Origin of the sequence: Bradyrhizobium sp. RDI18 (assembly GCF_043203335.1) — a bacterium.
Classification (GTDB): domain Bacteria; phylum Pseudomonadota; class Alphaproteobacteria; order Rhizobiales; family Xanthobacteraceae; genus Bradyrhizobium; species Bradyrhizobium retamae.
The window spans coordinates 40,704-62,241 of the sequence record NZ_JBICRN010000007.1; the positions used below are offsets into that span (position 1 = coordinate 40,704).

The 21,538-nt window shown below is 60.6% G+C and carries 16 protein-coding genes and 4 pseudogenes; 17 read left to right on the top strand and 3 right to left on the bottom strand.

Going from position 1 to position 21,538, the window contains the following annotated elements:
* Nucleotides 1-556 precede the first annotated feature (556 nt).
* The 4 genes from ACFXS9_RS08470 to ACFXS9_RS08485 all read left to right on the top strand — a co-directional run bounded on the left by ACFXS9_RS08470 (nucleotide 557) and on the right by ACFXS9_RS08485 (nucleotide 3,828).
* Nucleotides 557-1,378: an ABC transporter substrate-binding protein gene (locus ACFXS9_RS08470; RefSeq protein WP_392687438.1), complete on the top strand. Its 822-nt coding sequence runs from the start codon at nucleotides 557-559 to the stop codon at nucleotides 1,376-1,378.
* A 165-nt stretch (nucleotides 1,379-1,543) separates the two neighbouring features.
* Entirely contained in the window at nucleotides 1,544-1,855 is a 312-nt protein-coding gene (locus tag ACFXS9_RS08475; protein ID WP_392687441.1) for a DUF1330 domain-containing protein, read from the top strand.
* Nucleotides 1,856-2,108: 253 nt separating this feature from the next.
* Nucleotides 2,109-2,921, top strand: a complete 813-nt coding sequence (locus ACFXS9_RS08480) for a nickel-binding protein (RefSeq protein ID WP_392687478.1) — start codon at nucleotides 2,109-2,111, stop codon at nucleotides 2,919-2,921.
* A gap of 451 nt (nucleotides 2,922-3,372) precedes the next feature.
* On the top strand, nucleotides 3,373-3,828 hold the full coding sequence (locus ACFXS9_RS08485) for a VOC family protein (RefSeq protein ID WP_392687481.1): 456 nt from the start codon (nucleotides 3,373-3,375) through the stop codon (nucleotides 3,826-3,828).
* Nucleotides 3,829-4,372: 544 nt separating this feature from the next.
* Here the strand turns inward: ACFXS9_RS08485 and ACFXS9_RS08490 are convergent.
* Nucleotides 4,373-5,827: an acetamidase/formamidase family protein gene (locus ACFXS9_RS08490; protein ID WP_392687443.1), complete on the bottom strand. Its 1,455-nt coding sequence runs from the start codon at nucleotides 5,825-5,827 to the stop codon at nucleotides 4,373-4,375.
* A 404-nt stretch (nucleotides 5,828-6,231) separates the two neighbouring features.
* Nucleotides 6,232-7,449, bottom strand: coding sequence for an FAD-dependent monooxygenase (locus tag ACFXS9_RS08495; RefSeq protein ID WP_392687446.1), 1,218 nt, complete (start codon nucleotides 7,447-7,449; stop codon nucleotides 6,232-6,234).
* A gap of 375 nt (nucleotides 7,450-7,824) precedes the next feature.
* On the opposite strand from ACFXS9_RS08495, the gene ACFXS9_RS08500 reads away from it, so the two are divergent.
* Complete coding sequence (locus ACFXS9_RS08500) at nucleotides 7,825-8,262, top strand: hypothetical protein (RefSeq protein ID WP_392687449.1); 438 nt, start codon at nucleotides 7,825-7,827, stop codon at nucleotides 8,260-8,262.
* A 151-nt stretch (nucleotides 8,263-8,413) separates the two neighbouring features.
* On the opposite strand, the gene ACFXS9_RS08505 is transcribed toward ACFXS9_RS08500, so the two are convergent.
* Nucleotides 8,414-9,310 carry an alpha/beta fold hydrolase gene (locus tag ACFXS9_RS08505; protein WP_392687452.1) on the bottom strand — a complete coding sequence of 299 codons (897 nt, stop codon included), beginning with the start codon at nucleotides 9,308-9,310 and terminating at the stop codon, nucleotides 8,414-8,416.
* A 1,191-nt stretch (nucleotides 9,311-10,501) separates the two neighbouring features.
* Here ACFXS9_RS08505 and ACFXS9_RS08510 point away from each other — a divergent pair.
* From ACFXS9_RS08510 to ACFXS9_RS08565, 12 genes and pseudogenes are all read left to right on the top strand, one after another.
* The gene (locus tag ACFXS9_RS08510; protein ID WP_392687455.1) at nucleotides 10,502-12,496 is read left to right on the top strand and encodes a conjugal transfer protein TraG; all 1,995 of its coding nucleotides are present in this window, start codon (nucleotides 10,502-10,504) and stop codon (nucleotides 12,494-12,496) included.
* A gap of 9 nt (nucleotides 12,497-12,505) precedes the next feature.
* Complete coding sequence (locus ACFXS9_RS08515; RefSeq protein WP_392687458.1) at nucleotides 12,506-12,940, top strand: CopG family transcriptional regulator; 435 nt, start codon at nucleotides 12,506-12,508, stop codon at nucleotides 12,938-12,940.
* A gap of 131 nt (nucleotides 12,941-13,071) precedes the next feature.
* Entirely contained in the window at nucleotides 13,072-14,040 is a 969-nt protein-coding gene (gene trbB / locus ACFXS9_RS08520; RefSeq protein ID WP_392687461.1) for a P-type conjugative transfer ATPase TrbB, read from the top strand.
* A 23-nt stretch (nucleotides 14,041-14,063) separates the two neighbouring features.
* Nucleotides 14,064-14,360, top strand: a complete 297-nt coding sequence (locus tag ACFXS9_RS08525; RefSeq protein WP_247786674.1) for a TrbC/VirB2 family protein — start codon at nucleotides 14,064-14,066, stop codon at nucleotides 14,358-14,360.
* Nucleotides 14,360-14,623, top strand: coding sequence for a VirB3 family type IV secretion system protein (locus ACFXS9_RS08530; RefSeq protein WP_392687141.1), 264 nt, complete (start codon nucleotides 14,360-14,362; stop codon nucleotides 14,621-14,623). Before ACFXS9_RS08525 ends, ACFXS9_RS08530 begins: the two co-directional genes overlap by 1 nt.
* 7 nt (nucleotides 14,624-14,630) lie before the next feature.
* Nucleotides 14,631-17,072, top strand: a complete 2,442-nt coding sequence (trbE, locus tag ACFXS9_RS08535; protein WP_392687463.1) for a conjugal transfer protein TrbE — start codon at nucleotides 14,631-14,633, stop codon at nucleotides 17,070-17,072.
* Entirely contained in the window at nucleotides 17,069-17,806 is a 738-nt protein-coding gene (gene trbJ / locus ACFXS9_RS08540; protein WP_392687466.1) for a P-type conjugative transfer protein TrbJ, read from the top strand. Before trbE ends, trbJ begins: the two co-directional genes overlap by 4 nt.
* 26 nt (nucleotides 17,807-17,832) lie before the next feature.
* Nucleotides 17,833-18,066 (top strand): annotated as a pseudogene (gene trbK-alt / locus ACFXS9_RS08545) (putative entry exclusion protein TrbK-alt); the annotation flags it as partial.
* A gap of 122 nt (nucleotides 18,067-18,188) precedes the next feature.
* Nucleotides 18,189-19,439: pseudogene (trbL, locus tag ACFXS9_RS08550) on the top strand (P-type conjugative transfer protein TrbL).
* Nucleotides 19,439-20,122: a conjugal transfer protein TrbF gene (gene trbF / locus ACFXS9_RS08555; protein ID WP_392687469.1), complete on the top strand. Its 684-nt coding sequence runs from the start codon at nucleotides 19,439-19,441 to the stop codon at nucleotides 20,120-20,122. The pseudogene trbL and the gene trbF overlap by 1 nt, the downstream one beginning before the upstream one ends.
* A gap of 44 nt (nucleotides 20,123-20,166) precedes the next feature.
* Nucleotides 20,167-21,096 (top strand): annotated as a pseudogene (gene trbG / locus ACFXS9_RS08560) (P-type conjugative transfer protein TrbG).
* A pseudogene (locus ACFXS9_RS08565) lies at nucleotides 21,093-21,538 on the top strand (conjugal transfer protein TraI); the annotation flags it as partial. The pseudogenes trbG and ACFXS9_RS08565, both read left to right, overlap by 4 nt.

Sequence of the window (21,538 nt, forward strand, 5' to 3'; positions counted from 1 at the left end):
GAGGGGAGGGCGCATGTGACGAAAGGAATTCATCTCATTCCTTGGCAGCACGGCGAGTGCTTGCCCGCGGCGAGTGCGGCAGCAATCCAATCTCGAAGCCAAACTCGGCCCGGAGGCTTCGTAATGTGGAGTCTCTGACAGCGCTCCACCTCGCGTCGCATGCGTTAGCTGCGTCGACGCGTGATCCAATGAGGGCGTAGTTTGCTGCAGTGCATGAGTCGGGAGTTGAGCCTTCGCGGTCATGGCGCAATGCAGATAGCGGATCGCCGCACTCGACATCTTGCGCCTCCAACACCCCCGGACTCTCATGCCGAGATGTGGTACGCTTCGACCTGGATTTAGCGTGGTCCTGAGCATCCTTGGAGGGCTGCATGAGACGGCGCGATTTCATCAGTCTTCTTGGCGGTGCGGCGGTCGTATGGCCGCTCGCGGCGGCGGCACAGCAGAGCACCAATCGCAAGCGTCTTGCTATCTTCAGCCCATCACAGCCGAGCGCGGACTTGCATGAGCATAGCGAAAGCAGAGTTTCCCAGCTCTATTCGCTGAACTTCGGCGGTTGGGGCAGATCGACGGACAAAACCTCAAGGTCGAACGTTACGGCCGAGAGCAAAACACGGCTGGACCTGAAGCCCTGGCGACGGAAATCGTTCGCAGCAACCCGGATGTTATCTTCGTCGTTGGCCCTGGCGCATTGATTTTCAAAAAGCTGACATCGCGTATACCGATTGTCGTGATAACTGGCGACCCCGTTATGTCAGGGATCGCCGAAAGTCTGGCTCACCCGGGCGGCAATTTCACGGGAGTTAGCATCGACGCCGGTCCATCCATTCATGGAAAACGGATTGCACTGTTGCGCGAGATAATTCCGACGATGTCGAAACTTGGCTGTCTCGCTCTTCGATTGTCATGGAATGGGCCAGTCTCAGGTCCCGCAATCCGCGCAGCGGCCGAAACGGCAGGCCTCCCTCTCGCGGTGTCGTTAGTGGAATTTGGTGCCAGCGAAGCAGACTATCGGGCGGCGATCGAGAGCTTCTCCCGCGACGGTGCAAATGCAGTCATGGTCGTCGATTCGCCTGAGGTCGATCAAAACAGCACGTTGATCGCTAAGTTGGTCGGCGACGCGAAGCTTCCGGCGATTTTTACGCATCCTGCCCCCGTCGAGGCCGGGGGCTTAATGGCCTACTCCTTCGACCTGATCGAATTGTATAAGCGCGTCGCCGACACTATCGCCGCAATTCTCCGGGGAGCAAAGCCCGGTGACATCCCGTTCTACCAGGTAACCAAATTCGAGTTGTCCATCAACCTCAAGACAGCCAAGCAGCTGGGGCTTTCCGTACCTCCTGCGCTCGTCGCGAGTGCCGATAAGGTAATTGAGTGAACAAGCAAAGGTCCGGTTATCGCGGACGTCACAACCGGATGCAGGAATGTCTGTTGTTGGGAGATGAGCGGAAGTCGCGATTGCGTCGCCTGACTTCCGAGTCTGACCCACTTCGGACATGGGCCGCCTTGGGTTAAGCTACATCGCACAATTGGGAGAACTATAATGACCAAGGGCTACTGGGTTGCATTCGCGGATGTAAATGACCCCGAAGGATACAAAGCGTACATCGCCGAAAACGCGAAGGCGTTCCGCAAATACGGGAGGCGCTTTCTGACCCGCGGAGGAAAGTCGGAGGCTCCTGAGGGAAAGCCTCGCTCACGGGCAGTCGTAATCGAGTTTCCAAACTACACTGCTGCGCTTGAATGCTACCGGTCGCCCGAGTACGCAACTGCTATGGCCCTCAGACAGGGCAAGTCGGTCATGGATTTGGCTATCGTCGAAGGTTACGCCGGTCCTCAGCCTACCGATAGCTAAGCGGCGTCGCTGCTTCCCGGGCCGCGCCTCACGATGTCCGTTGACGGGGGTAGAGGGAAAGTCGGCGGTGCGCAGTCAAACCGACGCGATTGACCCCCAGCGGACATCAGGGCACAGGAATTACACCCGGCTCGAGCTTACTGCACTTCCAAAGCTTTACCAAGCTGTTACGTTAAATGTCGCTTTCGGCGAAACGCCATGCTTGGTGCAGATTTCAATCGAGTCCGTCAGAAGAAACGGTGGAGCAACACCAGTGCCAATTTTCCTCGACCGACACGATCTCTCGGGCCTGACAGCTTCCGATATCGCCGAGGCGCATCGAAAAGACCTGGAAGTGCAAGATCAATACGGAGTTCGTTTCTTGACGTATTGGTTTGATGAATCGCGCGGCACGGGCTTCTGTCTCATTGACGCACCGGATATCCAAACTGCGATGCGGGTTCATGACGAAGCTCACGGCGAGGTGGCGAAAGACGTGATCGAAGTGGACCTCTCAGCCGTCCAGGCATTTCTGGGGAGAGTGTCTGATCCGGAACCGAGCGGCGAGGCAAACAACGTCACAATCGATTCGGCCCTGCGGGCCATTATGTTCACCGACATCGTTGGCTCTACCAGCATGACAGAGCGTCTTGGCGATGCTCGATCTGTAGAGATGGTTCGGGCACATGACGCGCTGGTTCGCCGCGCATTGAAGGACAAGGGTGGGCATGTGGTGAAGCACACTGGCGACGGCATCATGGCATCCTTCGCCGACGCGGCCGCCTCCGTGCAATGCGCCCGCTCCATCCAGCAAGCGTTTGAAGCCTTCAATCTGGCAAGCAAGGAGAAGCTTCAGGTGCGAATTGGTATTGACGTCGGAGAGCCGATTGCGGACAGCAACGACCTTTTTGGTGCGACCGTTCAACTGGCTGCTCGTTTGTGTCAGTTGGCCGAGCCCGATGCCATTCTTGTGTCAAGTGCCGTTCAGGATCGCATCCGGGATCGCTTGCATGTCACAAACATTGGTCCGTGCCATCTCAAAGGCTTCCTGCAGCCTGTTGACGTATACGGGATCGAATGGCGCTAACTGTCGCGACTCTGCCGACGACGTATCGATTGAGGCGACGATGTCCGCTGTTGGCACCTTTGAGACATACCCGCCTATCCTGAGAATGTCCGTTCACCGGTGTAGACCGGAAGTCGCCGTGTCCGGCCAAACCGATGCGAATGACCCCGAGCTGACACCAAGGCTCAGGTTGAGCTCTCAGACAGGCACAGCTTCCAGAATAGTGACATCTGACCCCGTCGATATCGTTCACGAGCCTGAAGCGCGCCCGTTCAAGCACGGCGGCGTATTGTTCGGGTTCGCCCGCCAAGGAGGACGAAAAACACCAAATCCATTGCATGAGCTAAATCCCGCTGGTTGGATGGCACTTCAATAATGAGCAGGCGCGCGTCGTCGCTCATTGTTAGCGAAGCCGCAGGTAGACATGCAGTTGCTCAACGACATACATCACCTGACGTTTATCACCGCCGACATGAACCGATTGATCTGTTTCTACGAACGTATCTTCGGAGCGCGCGTCACGGTCGATCTCGAGGAGGAGGGGCTGCGCCACGCCTTCATCGAAGTGGGTCCGCACAATGTCCTGCACCCATTTCAGGTCCCTGGAATTGAACCTCCTGGCCACCAGCCCATGTTCAAGCGCGGGCGTCTCGACCACTTTGCGCTCAATGCCGCAAGCGAGGAGGCGTTCCGGGAAGTACGGCGTCGCCTCGTTGCCGAGGGCGTAAGCGATGGAGCCGTTACAGACATGGGCTCGCTCCTCCTTCTTAACTTCACTGACCCCGACGGAGGCGGCCACGAGGTAGTTTGGGTCAAGCCTGGTGTCCCTGTCGCTCAAGCGCTCCGAGTGGACGAAAGTCCAGCTGGATTAACATGCATGCAAGATGTGTCCCCTGGGTCATATGACTGCCAAGGCGTTGTCTCTTAATGGCTCTATTGAGACATGCTCACTGGCTCCGACGAAGTCCGTTTACAAGGAAAGACCGGAAGTGGTCGGCCGATGGCCAAGTAACGCGATTGACTCGGAGGACTTGGCCGGAGATCAGGGCTCCCCTGTCTCGTCCCTAAGATGCGATTTTAGCCTATCTGAGCGCACTTCATCATCTGGACGCCAACCTTCACAGGGTTGAGGTCACTCTCGAAGTGCATCGGCAACTCCCGGACCGATCCGCCGTCGCCAACATAAACAAGAGTCAGTACGTGGCCTAGCACCAACGCGCCAAATAATGGCGCGCAAAATTCTCCCTGAGGAGGTTAAGATCCTGCATGACCATACTCCTCGGCCGAGTTACGGAGCACGAGAAGCACGCGTCAGGGGTTACATTGGAACGGGCCGCTGTCCGAAGCGGACTTCGCCTATGGCCTGGCGGCAAACACCTTATAGCGACTGACCGAAGCGAACCTAGCGCGGTTGCCCCGAGATGCAGCGCGAAGCGGCCAGCTCCCAAAGCCGCCCGTGTCAGTGTTACTGATCAGGCCTCGCCGCCAGCGAAGATATCCTTCTTGATAACCGCGTGAACGCCCCAATTTCCATCTACCACTTGGGTGATGCCGAAGTCGACGCCAATCGTAATCAAAGAGATCGCCTCATCCTCGGTCAGCTTCTTGGTTGTCATCAAAAATTTGCGCATCTTCCGAAACGCATCGCGCAAAGCAAGGTCAACGGACGATTTCGAGTAAATGTCCGATTGCGCCTTGTCTCCCAATTCGCTGAGATAATTGGCGAAGCTGAAGCCGTGCACCAGCCACTCATCCCTGGTTTCCAGCATCGGATAGTCGAGAGCCTCGAGAGCCGTCCCAACGAGATCGGCTTTCTTGTGCAGAATGATCTGGAAGGTGCCATTCAGCGAGCTTTCGATGGCCGTGCCGCACAGCTCGGAATCTCCCTGCGAAGCGTGCGGGTCGCCAGCAGACAGCAGGCCGCCTTCGACCGCGACCGGATAATACATCGTGGCGCCCTTGCCGATCCGCCAATTGTCGATGTTGCCGCCGGTATAGCTTGGCGGAATTGAGTCGACGATATCGGCTTCTTTTGGCGCCAGGCCGATAACGCCGAAATGCGGACGTATCGGAATGCGCACATTCTTCAGGATGCCGTGGTTCTCCTTGATCGTGGAGTGATCGACTGGAACGCCGGGATAGTCGATGGTTTTGTGCACCACCCCCGAAGGATCGGTCTGTGGAGTCCATCGGAAATTGTACACGGCCTTCGCCCAGTTGCGCTCGCCAGACGCGTCAACCTCGTAGATCGTGATCACTTCGCGCGGTTTAGGCTCGGTCAACAAGTCCTTGTAGTGGAAACCCCACCATGCGGCCGCGTTGCTGCCGAAAGCCTTCCCGGGATACTGCGGATTGGCGCAAGGCCGGGGCGCGACGTCGATTATGCGCAACTCGATCACATCACCTTCCTGGGCGCCGCGTACGTAGACCGGGCCAGTGCAGATGTGTACGCCAAGGCCTTCACCTGCACCACGCCCGAACAGCGACGCATCCATCGGTCCTGCGCCGCGTCGGTTGACGCCCTTCTTCTCCTTGGTCCACAGGAACACGCTCTCGGCGCCGGGATCGCCCTTCACCATGCGCTCGGCGTCGTCGTTGGCATGGTGGGTTAATGCCTCAATGGTGATGAGGTCGCCGGAATCGATCTCGACCTGCGGTTTCAACTTCTTGCTGAAATAGCCCCAATGCACTGTGTCGGCGTTCGCAGGCAAATGGTGATAGGACCGCTTGGCTGGTTGGTTCCTCTGGGCGGCAGCCGCCATCTGCGGCGTCACAAGAGAAATGCCGCCCGCGGTCATCGCCGCCGCGCCTCCGGCCGCGGCGAAGCTGGACCTCAAGAACGACCGGCGTTCCCGATCGAGCGTTTCCTTGAACTTGCGATGATGCAATTCGAATTCCGGACAGTTCTTGTCGTCACCCGCGCACATCGGATCTCTCCTGGCTTGAACGTGCATTCTACGCGCACCTTCATCCCATCGCAGTTCATCGGAACAGTCAAACCCCTATATGATGTCAGTTTGATGTGGGACGGCGAACGCCGCGTAGCCGCATAACAAAGCCCTGAGATAAGTAGGCCCCGCCCATTGCTTAAGCATTACGTGCTCAAACTTTGAGAAACACGGACACTATTTGAGCGCAGATGCTCAAGGCCGCAATGACATAGATTCTTAGCAACGGTCACTCTGAGACGGTCAAAAAGGATTGGTGCTGAAGTGCTGACATCAACACTACTGCGTGCCGGACGTGGTGCTCCGCGAAATCTGTCGTTGACGCGACGAGGACATTGAACAAAGCCGGAAGTCCGAAAGGACCAAGCGATGAGAAAGATCGGTCATGCCGTACCCGCGCCTCCCCGCAGCACCGCCTCGGCATCGTAGCCATAGAGTCGCATTTGCTCGAGCGGGAAGCTTGCCGACTCCGGGCTGCGATTGGTCCGCATGCGGGCGTTGCGGGCGGCGATCGCAGCCGCATCGGTCATCTGATAAAGTTCCTCCTCGCGGCGCGATAAATCCTGCATCCATGCGGTGCGCGGCTGACGAAGCTGCACGTAGCGTTGTAACGCGGCCTCCGGTTCGGCCGGGTTCGCCGCGAGACAGCCCGCCAGCACGTAAGCATCCTCGATGCTCTGAGCGGCGCCCTGGGCGTAGAACGGCATCATCGGGTGCGCGGCATCGCCCAGCAGCACGACACGTCCGACCTGCCAGTCCAGCAGCTCGCGGTCGTACAGAGCTTGCCGCAGCACGCGCGGCGTCGCGGCGATAATGGAGCGAATGGTCCTATTCCAGCCCGAATACTCGGCGAGCGCATCCTCGATTCGCCCTTCGGCGAGCCAGGATTCACGCGCCGGCTGCTCTGAGCGGCTGATGCCGATCCAGTTGAACGTGCGTCCGGCTGCCACGAAATACTGCACGATGCTACGGTTCGGCCCCATCCAGACGCCGGTGACGCGGCCGAGGTCGAGATGAGCCACCCGCTCGGCCGGCACCAGCCCACGCCAGGCGACATTGCCTGTGTAGCGGGGCAGTTCCTTCCCGAAAAGCTGCCCGCGCACCGTCGAGTGGATGCCGTCGGCGCCGATCAATACGTCGCCCGTGAGCTTTGTGCCGTCCGCCAGCCTGACGGTGACCTGGTCCGCGGTCTGCGCAGATCCCTCGACGCGCGCATAGAGCCTGAAGCCTTTATTAGCGATCCCACCGAGCAGAACGTCGAGCAGATCGGCGCGGTGGGCGTGATAGTACGGCGCGCCGAACTGTGCCTCCGCACGTGCGCCCAGCGGGGTATAATAGAGGCGGTCGCCATCATCCCAGGCGCGATAGTCACGTCCTTCCGGATACACGCAGACGCGCGCCAAGGCCTCGCCGAGTCCGAGCGCGCGCAGGATGCGGGTGGCGTTGGAGCTGAGCTGGATGCCGGCCCCGACTTGGCGGAACGCTTCGGTCTGCTCGAAAAGTTGAGCATCGATGCCGCGAGCCCGCACCGCCAACAGGGTCGTGAGGCCACCGATGCCGCCGCCGGCGATAAGCACCTTGAGATTGTTGGTTCGAAGCATAGTTGCGCCTCTCAACCGAGAGAGCCAGACGAACACAAAATTTAAGGCATACGGTAGTGATTTTCGGAGCTTTCCGGAAGAGCCGCTCGTGTTGAGTTGGCTCCACCGGAGTCTGACATTTTGCAATTCTGGCCTTACTTCGGCTTTTGGCCCTTCGCGTCGTTCACCGCGCTGCACGCCAATGACCGCAATTGAGGGCGAACCGGACTTCAATAAGGCATCGCACAGCGGAACCCTACCAACGAATCGTGATCGATCTTCGTTCGTTCATTGCGGCCAGCTCTTGACACACGCGTGCCGGACCTGCTCGTGAGGAAGCGGTAGCGCCTTGCGTCGGAAAGGGACAAATCGGGTGCGACAGAATGCGAGACTAGCGTGACTTCTCAGTGGCAGTACCAGGTTAGGTTCGATCTGAACGATTCTGCCACGGCGGAATCGGTACGCCGAAAACTCCGTGTTCCGGCACTGGCGCCGCTGTTCGATATCCTCGCCGAGCATCGCGCTGCGCTGAAATGCCAGTTCGACGCCTTTGCGGAGTATGTCGCCGCAGCCGAAGAGCACGGCGTCGAAAACTATCCGCTCTACCAGTGGACGAAGGCGACGATCGAAAATCCGGCGAAGAAGGAAAAGTATTTGAGATCCTTTACAGTCTACGTGGACGACCGGGAGGTCTATGCCAAGGAGATTGCTGACGCGCTGGAGGCGGACTTGCAGCCGCTCGCCACTAGCGGGCTCATCACGCGAATATCCAAGTACGATACCAATCCCGCCAACAATCCTGAGCCGCCGCAGGGCCCCCGCGAGCGGAGCTAGCCCATCCGCGCGAGCGAACTGAATGCCCGCTCCTGGCACTTTTCGGACCTGATGGATGGACCCGACTGATGATGTCTGTTCTTGAGGGGTCAAGCGGAGTGCCGAGTTGAACACCCGGACTTCCGAATTTGACCCAACGCAGACTACGGCGTCAATGTTTGCTCAGAAACGTAAGGACAGCCTGATCGTAAGCGTCAGGAGCTTCGGCAGGCACGGTATGCGAACTTTTGGCAATGACAATCCTCTCGCGATTTGGCAGGCATACCTCTAACTGGTCGACAATTAGATGGAAAAATTTTGGACTCCGCTCTCCGTTGGATAAAAGCGTCGGCGCAACGATCGCCTTGGCCATATCGCACGTGAAAACCGGCCTCGGGCGCTTCGTCGTTGCATCGGCCTGATGGGATGCCGCATTGTCCAAGTTCATCTTTTTGTCGGCATCGGAGCGACGTTCATAACCGCCCGGGCCGGCGACTGCGTTCACGAACAGCGGTATCCCAGCCTTGACGTCGCCTGCCTTGAACGCTTCTCTCGCCGGCGCCATGCCATTGCCCCACTCCTTCAGCATATCAGCGGCGCCGGGGATGCCGGCCAAGATTCCGGTCGCGGGCGGTTCATTTAGCGTCAGGCTGACCACCATTTCTGGATGTGCGGCGGCAAAAAACAGCGCGGTATGCGCGCCCGACGAATGCGCAACGACCCGCACTTTTGACAAGCCTAAAGCCCGTACAAAAGCGGCAAGATCCTCGCCATGCGCATCCGCGGCTCCATCCGGCGTCCCCTCGGGGCTTGCCTCGTTTGGAAAGTGGTTGCGGCGGCTGTAGGCTATTGCGCGGTAGCGCTCGGCGAATTTTGGAAGATGCGCCAGCCACATGCGGTAATCCTGAAGGCCGCCGTGAACAAATATGACCGGTTCGCCCTGGCCAACTTCCACGTAGGAAAGCTCAGTCCCGTTCGCAGAGACGCGCTTTATGTCGTCTGCATGGGCGGCGGTGACCTCGACCAAAATACACGAGGCTGCGGCAAGACTAACGAGGAGGCGGAACATTGCAGTCTCCTTTTGTGCTCGGATCATTTTGATCAGGCACCTCAGCAGCTTAGGTTGGCTCCTCACAAAGCTCATGTTCGCGGATCGCCTGCCTTTGATCCCCTTTGAGAGTAGGTCTAGCTGGGCGAACTTGGGTTCAACGTCTCGTTAGTCAACTTGATGACAGCACGCGATAATTGAGTGATGTCCGGGTGTGTGAAGGGTTTCGGATGCCGGCCGCTTGAAGGACGGCGCCGCGAGTTCGGCGGCCGGCGTCCGAAAGCCTCCAAAGGAGGAAACCGCGCTGGGGGGACGTAGGATGGTGCCGCGTGCGCGAGCTAAGTCGCGGCGCACCCGCAAACAACCTTCAGACGATCAGGAAGATCGCCCATGGGGATTTAATGTTCCGTGGCATCCGTACTTTCAATGGCTTGGCCGTAGCAAAAATAACACACCACACAATCTAGACGTGAGTTCACCGATGTTTGGATCGCGGAGGCAAACTAATCTCTCGCGACCTGGAAAGCCCGGAGCTATGTGAGCCGAAACTGTTTCGAGCTGCTCGTCAAGAGCATCACCGCATTTGTAATTCTGCTTGCATCGAGATCCTGGACTGGGTGCAATTAGCGCGACAGTGCGCACAATCGCGATCGAGAGTGCCCGGGGTTCGAGTTGGCTCTTGTGCAATGGTTGGTGCTCCGCCACGAACTCAAGAGTAGCACGTCTTCAATCATGGGATCATCGCGCGCAACGGGCAATTGCCCCGCTCGTCCGGATGCCTTGTCGCCTATTGCTTCGCCGTGGCGTCTGCCGCAGCGTCCTACCGCGCGAGCGGTTTAGTCCTCTGGCACGAAGCGGACAGTCCAACACCCTGTTGGACTGTCCGCTACTGGAAGTGAAGCCGACATCAGCTCTTCGATTATCGGCGAGCTTTGCTTCACGCCGCCAGTCTGTTGGAGCTGCCCGATCAACCTGCCGACCGCAAGGAACTAAGTGCTGCGTCCCAGGCCACCGGCAGGCGACAGGGGGACAACTATCTCGTCCGATGCCAGGGCTAAGTCCGCTTTCACACCTTTCGCGATACGTGCGGGCTGCGATTTCTACGACGCTCGGCGACTGACGCACCAATCTGCTCGCCTGGATATCCGAAAATACTCGCAACCAGCAGGATGGCTTGTCTGAGGATTACGGACTCATTTGATATTCCATCCCATGTCCGCAACCAGAATACTTTGGGGCCAGGTCGCCCTGCTCTTGACTATCGTGCTGATCACGATGTGGGCCGCGACGCAGTGGACAGCATGGCGGCTCGGCTTTCAACTCCAACTCGGACAGCCCTGGTTTGAGCTCGCGCCGGGCGTTCCCATCTATCTGCCTCCGGCCTTCTTCTGGTGGTGGTACGCCTATGATGCCTATGCACCTGGAGTGTTCGTCGAAGGGGCGTGTGTCGCTGCGTCCGGCGGGATCATCTCGATCATAGTCGCGTTCGCGATGTCGGTGTGGCGGGCGCGGGAGGCGGAGACGGCGGCGACATACGGTTCCGCGCGCTGGGCCAGCCAACTTGAGATTCGAAGTGCCGGCCTTGCCGGGGCAGACGGCGTGATCCTCGGGCGGTTCGAGGGACTTTATCTGCGGCACGATGGACCTGAGCATGTGCTGTGCTTCGCCCCCACCAGATCCGGAAAGGGCGTCGGACTTGTTGTCCCGACCCTTCTAACCTGGCCGGGAAGTTGCATCGTCCATGACATCAAGGGTGAAAACTGGACCCTGACGTCCAGCTTTCGTGCCCAACACGGCCGGGTGCTGTTGTTTGATCCAACCAACTCAAGGAGTGCAGCCTACAACCCTCTGTTGGAAGTGAGGCGAGGGGAGTGGGAAGTTCGTGACGTGCAAAATGTGGCCGACGTGTTGGTCGATCCCGAGGGCTCGCTGGAACGGCGCAATCACTGGGAGAAGACCAGCCACGCGCTACTGGTCGGAGCCATCCTTCACGTCCTCTATGCGGAGCAGGACAAGACGCTCGCCGGTGTTGCGAGTTTCCTGTCCGATCCGAAACGGCCAATCGAAACCACGCTCCGCGCCATGATGACCACGCCGCACCTCGGCGAAGCCGGGACCCATCCAGTGATCGCGTCCGCAGCGAGAGAGTTATTGAACAAGAGCGAGAACGAACGGTCCGGCGTGCTTTCGACCGCGATGTCTTTCCTCGGCCTCTACCGCGACCCTGTTGTTGCCGAGGTGACGCGCCGCTGCGACTGGCGCATCCGGGATCTTATTGAGGACGAACGGCCAACGACGCTCTATCTCGTCGTACCTCCATCGGACATCAGCCGTACCAAGCCGCTGGTGCGGTTGATCCTCAACCAGATCGGTCGCCGCCTCACCGAGGAACTCCAGGCCAAGGGCCGCCGGCATCGATTGCTGCTCATGCTCGACGAGTTTCCGGCGCTGGGAAGGCTTGATTTCTTCGAGTCGGCGCTCGCCTTCATGGCGGGCTATGGGCTTAAGAGTTTCCTTATTGCGCAGTCGCTCAATCAGATCGAAAGAGCATACGGGCCGAATAACGCGATCCTCGATAATTGTCATGTGCGCGTTTCCTTTGCGACCAACGACGAGCGTACCGCCAGGCGGGTTTCGGATGCGCTTGGGACTGCCACGGAATTAAGGGCGATGAAGAACTATGCCGGTCACAGGCTTAGCCCGTGGCTCGGCCATCTCATGGTTTCGCGACAGGAGACCGCGCGGCCATTGCTAACGCCCGGCGAGGTGATGCAGCTTCCGCCCGAGGACGAGCTGGTGCTGGTTTCCGGCGTGCCACCGATCCGCGCCAAGAAGGCGAGGTATTTTGAGGATCCACGTTTGACCGAGCGCGTGCTACCACCGCCAAACTCAAGCTCCCTCGACCGCGACGGTAGGGCAGCGACAGACGATTGGAGCCGGCAGCCAGCTCCGCCAAATTCAAATGTTGCCGAGCCGGTAAGCTTGTCGGGTGCTCGGCAATCTACCGCAAATTCCGGCATTCGCCGCGAGCCGGAGTTTCCCGAGCATGAAAATATCGCGCCAGAGGCCTTGAAGCCTCCACCGGAGTTCGACTTCACGGAAGACGAGGGCGACGGTGACGCCGTACGGGCGCGTGTGCTGCGCATGAACGTTCCCGGTCTGGCGCGTCAGGCCGCGATGGATCCAGACGACGGCCTCGACCTCTAGGATGAGATAATGCGAACCAAGCACACGTTTCGTCTGCCTCCTGACCTAGCGGGCAAGCTCGCTGACCACGCCAGCCGCAAGCGGGTGCCGCAGGCGCTCATTGTCGAAACTGCGCTGGCCTCATTCCTGTCGCCGGATAATTCGGAGCGGATGGAAGCGGCGCTCGGCCGTCGCCTTGACCGGCTGACCCGGCACGTCGAGCGGCTGGAGCGTCACATCACCATTTCAAATGAGGCACTGGCCTTGTTCGTGCGGTTCTGGCTGACGGCAACGCCGCCGCTGCCTGATACGGCGCAGCCCGCTGCGCAGGCCAAGGGCCGGGAGCGGTATGAGGGGTTTGTCGAGGCCCTCGGGCGCCGGCTGGCCAGGGGCCAGACCCTGGCCCAGGAGATCTCGCTCGACATCGATCCGGCACAACCGTCGCCAACCGTTCCTCGTGAGTGATCCCGCCATCTTTTCTTTTGCTACGCCACGGCACGCCGCCTGATTTGAGCTTGTTGCACGAGCGCGTAACCTGCCTTTTCTACTGATCCCCACCGCCGAGCTCATATCTCTCGGCGACCTTGGGGACAAGCGTGGCAGTTCATTCCTTTCAGTCCGAGGCGGCCTCGCGTGGTGCACGCATGTTGCGCACCGCGCTCGGACCGACGATAGCGGCCTGGCTCGAAGACGCTGGGATCGTCGAGGTCATGCTCAATCCCGATGGCCGGCTCTGGGTCGATCGGTTGTCGGGGGGCATGACAGATACCGGCGAGCGTCTCGCCGCAGCCGACGGCGAGCGCATCGTGCGGCTCGTTGCCCATCACGTCGGCGCGGAGGTTCATCCGGCAAGTCCCCGCGTCTCGGCCGAGTTGCCCGAGACGGGAGAGCGTTTTGAGGGGTTGCTGCCGCCCGTGGTGACCGCTCCGGCCTTTGCCATTCGCAAGCCGGCGGTGGCCGTCTTCACGCTCGACGACTATGTCGCCGCCGGCATCCTGACAGTCGCTCAGGCTGAAGGGCTGCGGAACGCTGTCCGGGACCGTCAAAACATCCTCGTGGCCGGCGGTACCTCGACCGGCAAGACCACGCTGACCAATGCCCTGCTGGCCGAGATTGCAAGAACAGCTGATCGCGTCGTGCTGATCGAGGATACGCGCGAACTCCAATGCAAGTCGGCTAATCTCGTGGCGCTGCGCACCAAGGACGGTGTCGCCTCGCTGTCCGACCTCGTGCGCTCCTCGCTCCGGCTACGCCCGGACCGAATCCCAATCGGTGAGGTGCGAGGGGCCGAGGCGCTCGACCTACTCAAGGCCTGGGGCACTGGCCACCCCGGGGGCGTCGGTACCATTCATGCCGGTACGGCGTTAGGTGCGCTTCGCCGCCTCGAACAGCTTATCCAGGAAGCCGTCATCACTGTGCCGCGGGCGCTGATCGCGGAGACCATCGACGTGATTGCCGTTCTCTCCGGCCGCGGCGCAGACCGTCGGCTGACAGAACTCGCGCGTGTCGATGGCCTGACGACCGAGGGCGACTACCTCATTTCACCCGCAGGAGACCAATCATGAACGGCGTCACATTGAGAAGCGGGATGATAGCTGTTGCGGTAGCTCTCAGCTCCGTGGCGATCTCGCCTACTGCAGAGGCCGCTGGCTCCAACATGCCGTGGGAGCAGCCGCTTAACCAGATCCTACAGTCGGTCGAGGGGCCCGTCGCCAAGATTCTGGCCGTCATCATCATCATCGTCACGGGCCTTACGCTCGCCTTCGGCGACACTTCGGGCGGTTTTCGGCGCCTGATCCAGATCGTTTTCGGTCTGTCGATTGCGTTCGCAGCCTCGAGCTTCTTCCTGGCATTTTTCTCATTCGGCGGCGGAGTGCTGATCTGATGGACGGGCCGGTCGAGGGTTTTGCAATTCCGGTGCACCGCGCGCTGACCGAACCGATCCTGCTCGGCGGCGCGCCGCGTGCGATCGCCATCGTCAACGGCACCGTCGCCGCTGCGCTCGGCCTCGGCCTGCGGTTGTGGATCGCGGGCCTCCTGATGTGGGCAATCGGTCATGCCGCTGCCGTCTGGGCCGCGAAGCGCGATCCGCTCTTTGTCGAAACTGCAAGACGCCATCTGCGCATCCCAACCCATCTGAATGTGTGAGCAACCAATGATGAACCTTGCCGAATACCGCCGCTCCACTACATGTCTTGCGGATTTCCTGCCATGGGCCGCACTGGTCGACGAAGGCGTCGTCCTCAACAAGGACGGATCGTTTCAGAGGACCGCGCGTTTTCGCGGCCCCGATCTTGATTCTTCCGTTCCGGCGGAGCTCGTTGCGGTTGCCGGCCGCCTCAGTAACGCCTTAAGGCGCCTCGGATCCGGCTGGGCGGTGTTTATGGAGGCGCAGAGGTATTCATCGAACGCCTATCCGCCGAGCAGTTGCCCGGATGTGGCATCGGCCCTGGTCGATGCCGAGCGCCGGGCGCAATTCGAGGAAGAGGGAGCTCACTACGAGTCAGCCTATTTCCTCACCTTCCTGTATCTGCCGCCGGCTGAGGATGAGGCGCGCGCCGAGCGTCTCCTTTATGAGGGACCTGAGCGCGGGGAGGCTGCCGGCGCCCACCAGGTATTGCGCGGCTTTGTCGATCGGACCGACCGCGTGCTGCAACTGGTCGAAGGGTTTATGCCGGAGTGCCGATGGCTCGATGACGGCGAGACCCTGACGTACCTGCATGCTTGCGTCTCGACCAAGATACATCGCGTCCGCGTTCCCGAGATTCCCATGTATCTCGATGCGCTGTTGGCGGACGAGCCCCTGACGGGTGGGCTCGAGCCGATGCTGGGCGACCAACACCTGCGGGTGCTCACGATTGTCGGGTTTCCGACGGCAACCACGCCGGGGATCCTGGACGATCTCAATCGGCTTGCCTTCCCTTATCGTTGGTCGACCCGGGCGATCATGCTCGACAAGGCAGACGCAACGAAGCTCCTGACCAGGATCCGGCGGCAATGGTTCGCCAAACGGAAATCGGTTGCCGCGATCCTGAAGGAGGTGATGACGAACGAGACTTCGTTGCTGATCGACACTGACGCAGCCAACAAGGCCATCGACGCCGACGCCGCGTTGCAGGAGCTCGGCTCCGATCTGATCGGAGAGGCGTTTGTTACCGCCACGATCTCGGTCTGGGACGAGAATCCGCGCATCGCGGACGAACGGTTGCGCTTGGTCGAGAAGGTCATTCAGGGACGCGACTTCACGTGCATGGTGGAGTCCATCAATGCCGTCGATGCCTGGCTGGGCTCGTTGCCCGGCCACGTTTATGCCAACGTCCGCCAGCCCCCGGTTTCGACCCTGAACATCGCCCATATGATCCCGTTGTCCGCGGTTTGGGCAGGGCCGGCGAGGGACGCGCATCTCGGTGCGCCGCCGCTGTTCTTTGCACGCACGGAAGGATCCAGCCCGTTTCGTTTTTCCCTCCACGTCGGCGACGTCGGGCACACGCTGGTGGTCGGTCCGACCGGTGCCGGCAAGTCCGTGCTGCTTGCGCTGATGGCGCTGCAGTTCCGCCGCTATCCAAGCTCCCAGATCTTTGCCTTCGATTTCGGCGGGTCGATCAGGGCCGCGGCGCTCGCCATGAAGGGCGATTGGCACGATCTTGGCGGTGCGCTGTCCGATAGCGCCTCCGAACCGGTCGCCCTGCAGCCGCTAGCCATGATTGACGATGCGGCCGAGCGCGGCTGGGCGGCGGAATGGATCGCAGCCATTCTCGCCCGCGAAAAGATCGACATGACGCCCGAAGCCAAGGAGCATCTTTGGTCGGCGCTGTCTTCGCTGGCTTCGGCGCCTATTGGCGAACGGACGTTGACCGGTTTGTCCGTGCTGCTGCAGTCCCAGGGCCTGAAAAGGGCGCTTCAACCCTATTGCCTCGGTGGCCCTTTTGGACGGTTGCTCGATGCTGAAGCCGAGCGGTTAGGCTCCGCTCCGGTCCAGGTGTTCGAAACCGAGGGGCTGATCGGCACCGGTGCCGCACCTGCGGTCCTGTCCTATCTCTATCACCGAATTGAGGGGCAGCTCGACGGAAGGCCCACGCTACTCATTGTCGACGAAGGTTGGCTCGCACTCGATGATGAAGGGTTTGCCGGCCAGGTCCGCGAATGGCTGAAGACGCTGCGGAAGAAGAATGCCTCCGTCATCTTTGCCACCCAGTCGCTCTCGGATATCGACGGCTCCGCGATTGCGCCTGCCATCATCGAGAGTTGCCCAACGCGGCTGTTCCTTCCGAACGAACGGGCGATCGAGCCGCAGATCTCGGCCATCTATCGACGCTTCGGCCTCAACGACCGGCAGATCGAGATCCTCGCGCGCGCCACGCCAAAGCGCGACTACTACTGCCAGTCCCGGCGCGGCAATCGCCTGTTCGAACTCGGTCTTGAAGAATTCGCACTCGCCTTTACGGCCGCTTCATCAAAGTCCGATCAGGCAATGATCGAGCGCGTGCTGGCCGAACATGGCCGTGAGGAGTTTGTCACCGGCTGGCTCGCCGCACGTGGGCTGGGTTGGGCCGCCGATCTCATACCCCGTCTCATCAAGCAGGAAGGCTTGTCATGAAGCGCCGCCGTCACCTCTCAGCGGTGGGTGCGCTCGCAATTGCGATTGTATGTACCGCTTCGCCAACATCCGGCCAGTTGATCGTGTTCGATCCTAATAACTATGCGCAGAACGTGCTCACGGCTGCACGTGAGCTGCAGCAGATCAATAACCAGATCACCTCGCTGCAGAACCAGGCGCAGATGCTGATCAATCAGGCCAAAAATCTCGCCAGCCTGCCGTATTCCTCCTTGCAGCAGCTCGAGCAGTCAATCCAGCGAACCCAACAGCTTCTCGCTCAGGCGCAGCGCATTGCCTACGACATCAATCAGATCGATCGGGCGTTCTCGACGACCTATGCGCCCGTTTCGGCGAACAGATCAGATCAAGCGCTGATCGCGAATGCGCAAACACGCTGGCAGAATTCTGTGGCGGGATTGCAGGATGCCCTGCGGGTTCAGGCGACCGTGGTCGGCAATCTCGACACCCACCGCAAGGAGATGTCGGCCCTCGTTGGCGCAAGCCAGGGCGCGACCGGCGCGCTGCAGGCCAGTCAGGCCGGCAATCAGCTCCTTGGTCTGCAGGCGCAGCAGCTCGCCGACCTTACGGCCGCCGTTGCCGCGCAGGGGCGGGCGCAAAATCTCGAAATGGCTCAGCGTACCACCGCGCAGGATCAGGGCAGGGAGCAGCTTCGTCGCTTTCTCGCACCCGGTCGAGGCTATCAGCCTTCGATAGTTCGGATGTTTCACCAATGAGCGGACGTGGTGGACTTAAGCGGGTGATGCTTGTGACGACAGCGGCTGCCGTCCCCATCCTTGTCGCAGCGTGCACAATCCAGCTCCGCGGCGACAGCGAAGGTCCACCGGCTAGATCGTCGGCATCCCGGGCAACCAGTCCGCTTGGCGGCGAACTCGAACGCTGCTGGAAGGTCACCTCCGAGCAGGTTGCAGAACTCCAGGATTGCCGTCCGATTTGGGCGGAGAACCGCCGTCGCTTCCTTGGATCAAAGAAAACTCCGGGCGTTACTTCCCCGATGCTCAACCAGGCAGCCCGACACCCTCGTTGGCGCAGCCCAAGCATCCCGATCGTCTTCCCCAGGGCTGGCCGCCCGTTGCAACACCCGAACGCGAGTGATCCATGGGTGGCACCGGCGTCATCGACCGATTCCTGGAAACGTTTACCCGCTATATCGACTCTGGCTTTGGGCTGCTTGGCAACGAAGTCGCCTTCCTCGCAACCACGCTTGCCGCGATCGATGTCACGCTGGCCGCTCTGTTCTGGGCCTGGGGTACCGACGAGGACATCATCGCTCGCCTCGTGAGAAAGACGCTGTTCGTCGGCGTCTTCGCTTACCTGATCGGCAACTGGAACAACCTCGCCCGCATCGTTTTCGAGCTTTGCCGGTCTCGGCCTGGAAGCCTCAGGAACTGGACTATCATCGGCTGATTTCCTGCGCCCGGGGCGGATCGCACAGGTCGGTATCGATGCGGGGAGGCCAATCCTGGACTCAATCTCGGGCTTGATGGGCTATGTCAGCTTCTTCGAAAATTTCATCCAGATCGTGGTGTTGCTGTTCGCCTGGGTGACCGTGCTGCTCGCCTTCTTCATCCTGGCAATCCAGCTCTTTGTCACTCTGATTGAATTTAAGCTGACGACGCTCGCCGGCTTCATCCTGATCCCCTTTGGTTTGTTCGGCAAGACGGCTTTTGCCGCCGAACGCGTGCTCGGCAACGTCATCTCATCGGGCGTCAAGGTCATGGTGCTCGCGGTCATCGTCGGCATCGGCTCGACGCTGTTTTCGCAGTTTACCGCGGGCTCGAGCAGTGCACAGATCGGCATTGAAGATGCCATGGCCCTGGTGCTCGCAGCATTGGCGCTACTGGGCCTGGGGATCTTTGGGCCGGGCATCGCCAACGGCATCGTGTCCGGCGGTCCGCAGCTTGGCGCCGGAGCCTCCGTCGGCACGGGGTTAGCTGCCGGCGGGTCGTGGTCGCCGGCGCGGGCCTTGCTGCAGGCAGCCTCGGTGCACTCGCAGGTGCCGCGCGTGGAACTGCGGCGCTAGCGGGTAGTGCGAGCGGCGTGTTTCGGGCGAGCGGTTTGGCCGGCGCCGCGGATGCCGGCGCGTCCGCCACAACGAGTCCGCTCCGCCGCGCTGCGACAAGTTCTAGTAGCAGCTCGGCATCAACCGGCGGCACTGTAGCCGGCGAAGCCGCCGCAGCCCAGACTGCTGCGAGTTCTTCATCTGCGGACACTCAATCCAGATGGGCTGGGCGTATGAAGCGCATTCAGACCATGCGTCATGGGGCGTCCGCCGCGACCAACGCCGTTCGCTCTGCCGATCAAGGTGGAGGTGGTGCCTCCGTCGATCTCTCGGAAGGAAAGCGGTGATGTTCAAACGACCATCCGTTCATTATGGCCGCACGCCCGCGCCCGTAACGCCCTATCAGAAAGCGGCGCAAGTGTGGGACGAACGCATCGGCTCGGCGCGGGTGCAGGCCAAAAACTGGCGACTTATAGCCTTCGGTTCTCTGATCCTGTCGGCGGGACTTGCATCAGGTCTCGTCTGGCAATCCACACAGGGAAGCATTACGCCCTGGGTCGTTGAGGTCGATCGTCTCGGCCAGGCAGAGGCGGTTAGCCCAGCCAATCCCTTCTATCAGCCAACCGATCCGCAGATTGCCTTTCATTTGGCACGCTTCATCGAGAATGTGCGCGGGCTGTCGGCTGATGCCATCGTGCTGCGTCAGGACTGGCTGCGCGCCTACGACTTTACGACCGATCGCGGCGCCGCCGCCCTCAATGACCACGCCCGCGTCAACGATCCCTTTGCGAAACTCGGCAAGCTGCAGATCGCAGTGGAAATATCCAGCGTCATCCGTGCCTCGCCGGAAAGCTTTCAGGTCGCCTGGATCGAGCGCCGCTACGACAATGGGCAGCTTACTGCCACCGAGCGCTGGACCGCCATCCTCACCATCGTGATCGAAACTCCGCGCGATGCCGATCGTCTGCGCAAAAATCCTCTCGGGGTCTATGTCAACGCCATCAACTGGTCGAAGGAGCTTGGGCGGTGAATATGCAGATTCCTGGAGTCGCTAGCCCGAGTGTGCGCAAGGTCATGCGCCCGTTTCTGTTTGCTTGCATGTTTGCACTCAGCGGCTGTGCCACCTCCAAACCGCCGCAGATCAGCTACGACGACGATATCCCGCCACTTCCCAGTTCGCCGGCACTGGCAGAGGATCGTCCGCGATCCCTTCACGTTCCGCCGTCCTGGACGCCGGCGAAGGGAGGCAAGAAGGAAACGTTGAGGCAAGAGGCCTATTGCGCGCATCGAGACCGCCAATGACGCTGCGCGCGTCGAGCCGCGTAGCGCCGGCTACTTCAATGCTGTGCAGGTCTTCCCTTTTAGTCCCGGCGCCCTCTATCAGATCTACGCGAGCCCCGGACAGATCACCGATATCGCACTCGAGCCCGGCGAGCAGCTCACGGGTTCGGGGCCGGTATCGGCTGGCGACACCGCGCGCTGGGTCGTTGGCGACACCGAAAGCGGAAGCGGCGATACGAGACGTGTCCACATCATGGTCAAGCCGACGCGGCCTTCGATTGAGACCAACCTCGTGGTCAACACCGACCGGCGCACCTATCTCATCGAGCTGCGCTCGCGTGAAAAGCCTTACATGCCATCAGTCGCCTGGTTCTATCCCGAGGACAGGCCCGGCCGTGCCGAGCTGTTTCCCCGACGCCAGTTCTTCCTGACTCTTCTCCGGCGCTATCGCTACACCCTCGAGGGCGACAATCCGCCTTGGCGGCCGGTGGGCGTCTATGACGATGGCCGCAAGGTCTATATCGAGTTCTCACCCGGCATCGTTCGGGAGAAATGCCTCCGCTGTTTGTCATCGGTCCGGACGGCAATTCCGAGATCGTCAACTACCAGATCTATCGAAACGTGCTGATCGTCGATCGGCTGTTTGCCGCGGCCGAGCTGCGACTTGGTGGCGACCCTCAGCAAAAGGTCCAGATCATCAGAAGCGACGGGAGGCCGTCGTGACTGATAAGCAAACGACTGGCGCCGGTGGTCCTGGTTCTACCTCGCCGAAGAGTGCTGCTGAGATAGCCAGCTCACTGCGCCTGCGTCCAGAACGTCCGCCCGTGAACTCGCCTGTCGCGTAAGGTATTGGCCGGGGGCACGGCACTCGCGCTCGTTCTCGCTCCCGGAGCCGTGCTGTGGGCCCTGCAGCAGGATCGCACGCGTGGTCCAGCTTCCTGAAGAGCTGTACAGCACCGATCACCACAATGTGGCCGACGGCCTTGCCGGGCTGCCGCGCGACCTATACCGGTATTCCGCGCGACGTGCCTCGCCTCGGATCGCCGTTGCCCGGCGATCTCGGTCGTCCCATTCTTGCAGCCCAGGCCAGTCCGGCCCGCTTGCGGTCGATCGAGCAACAGCGGATGAGCCAGGAAAGCGAGGCTGCGCGCACCAACAAAGTATT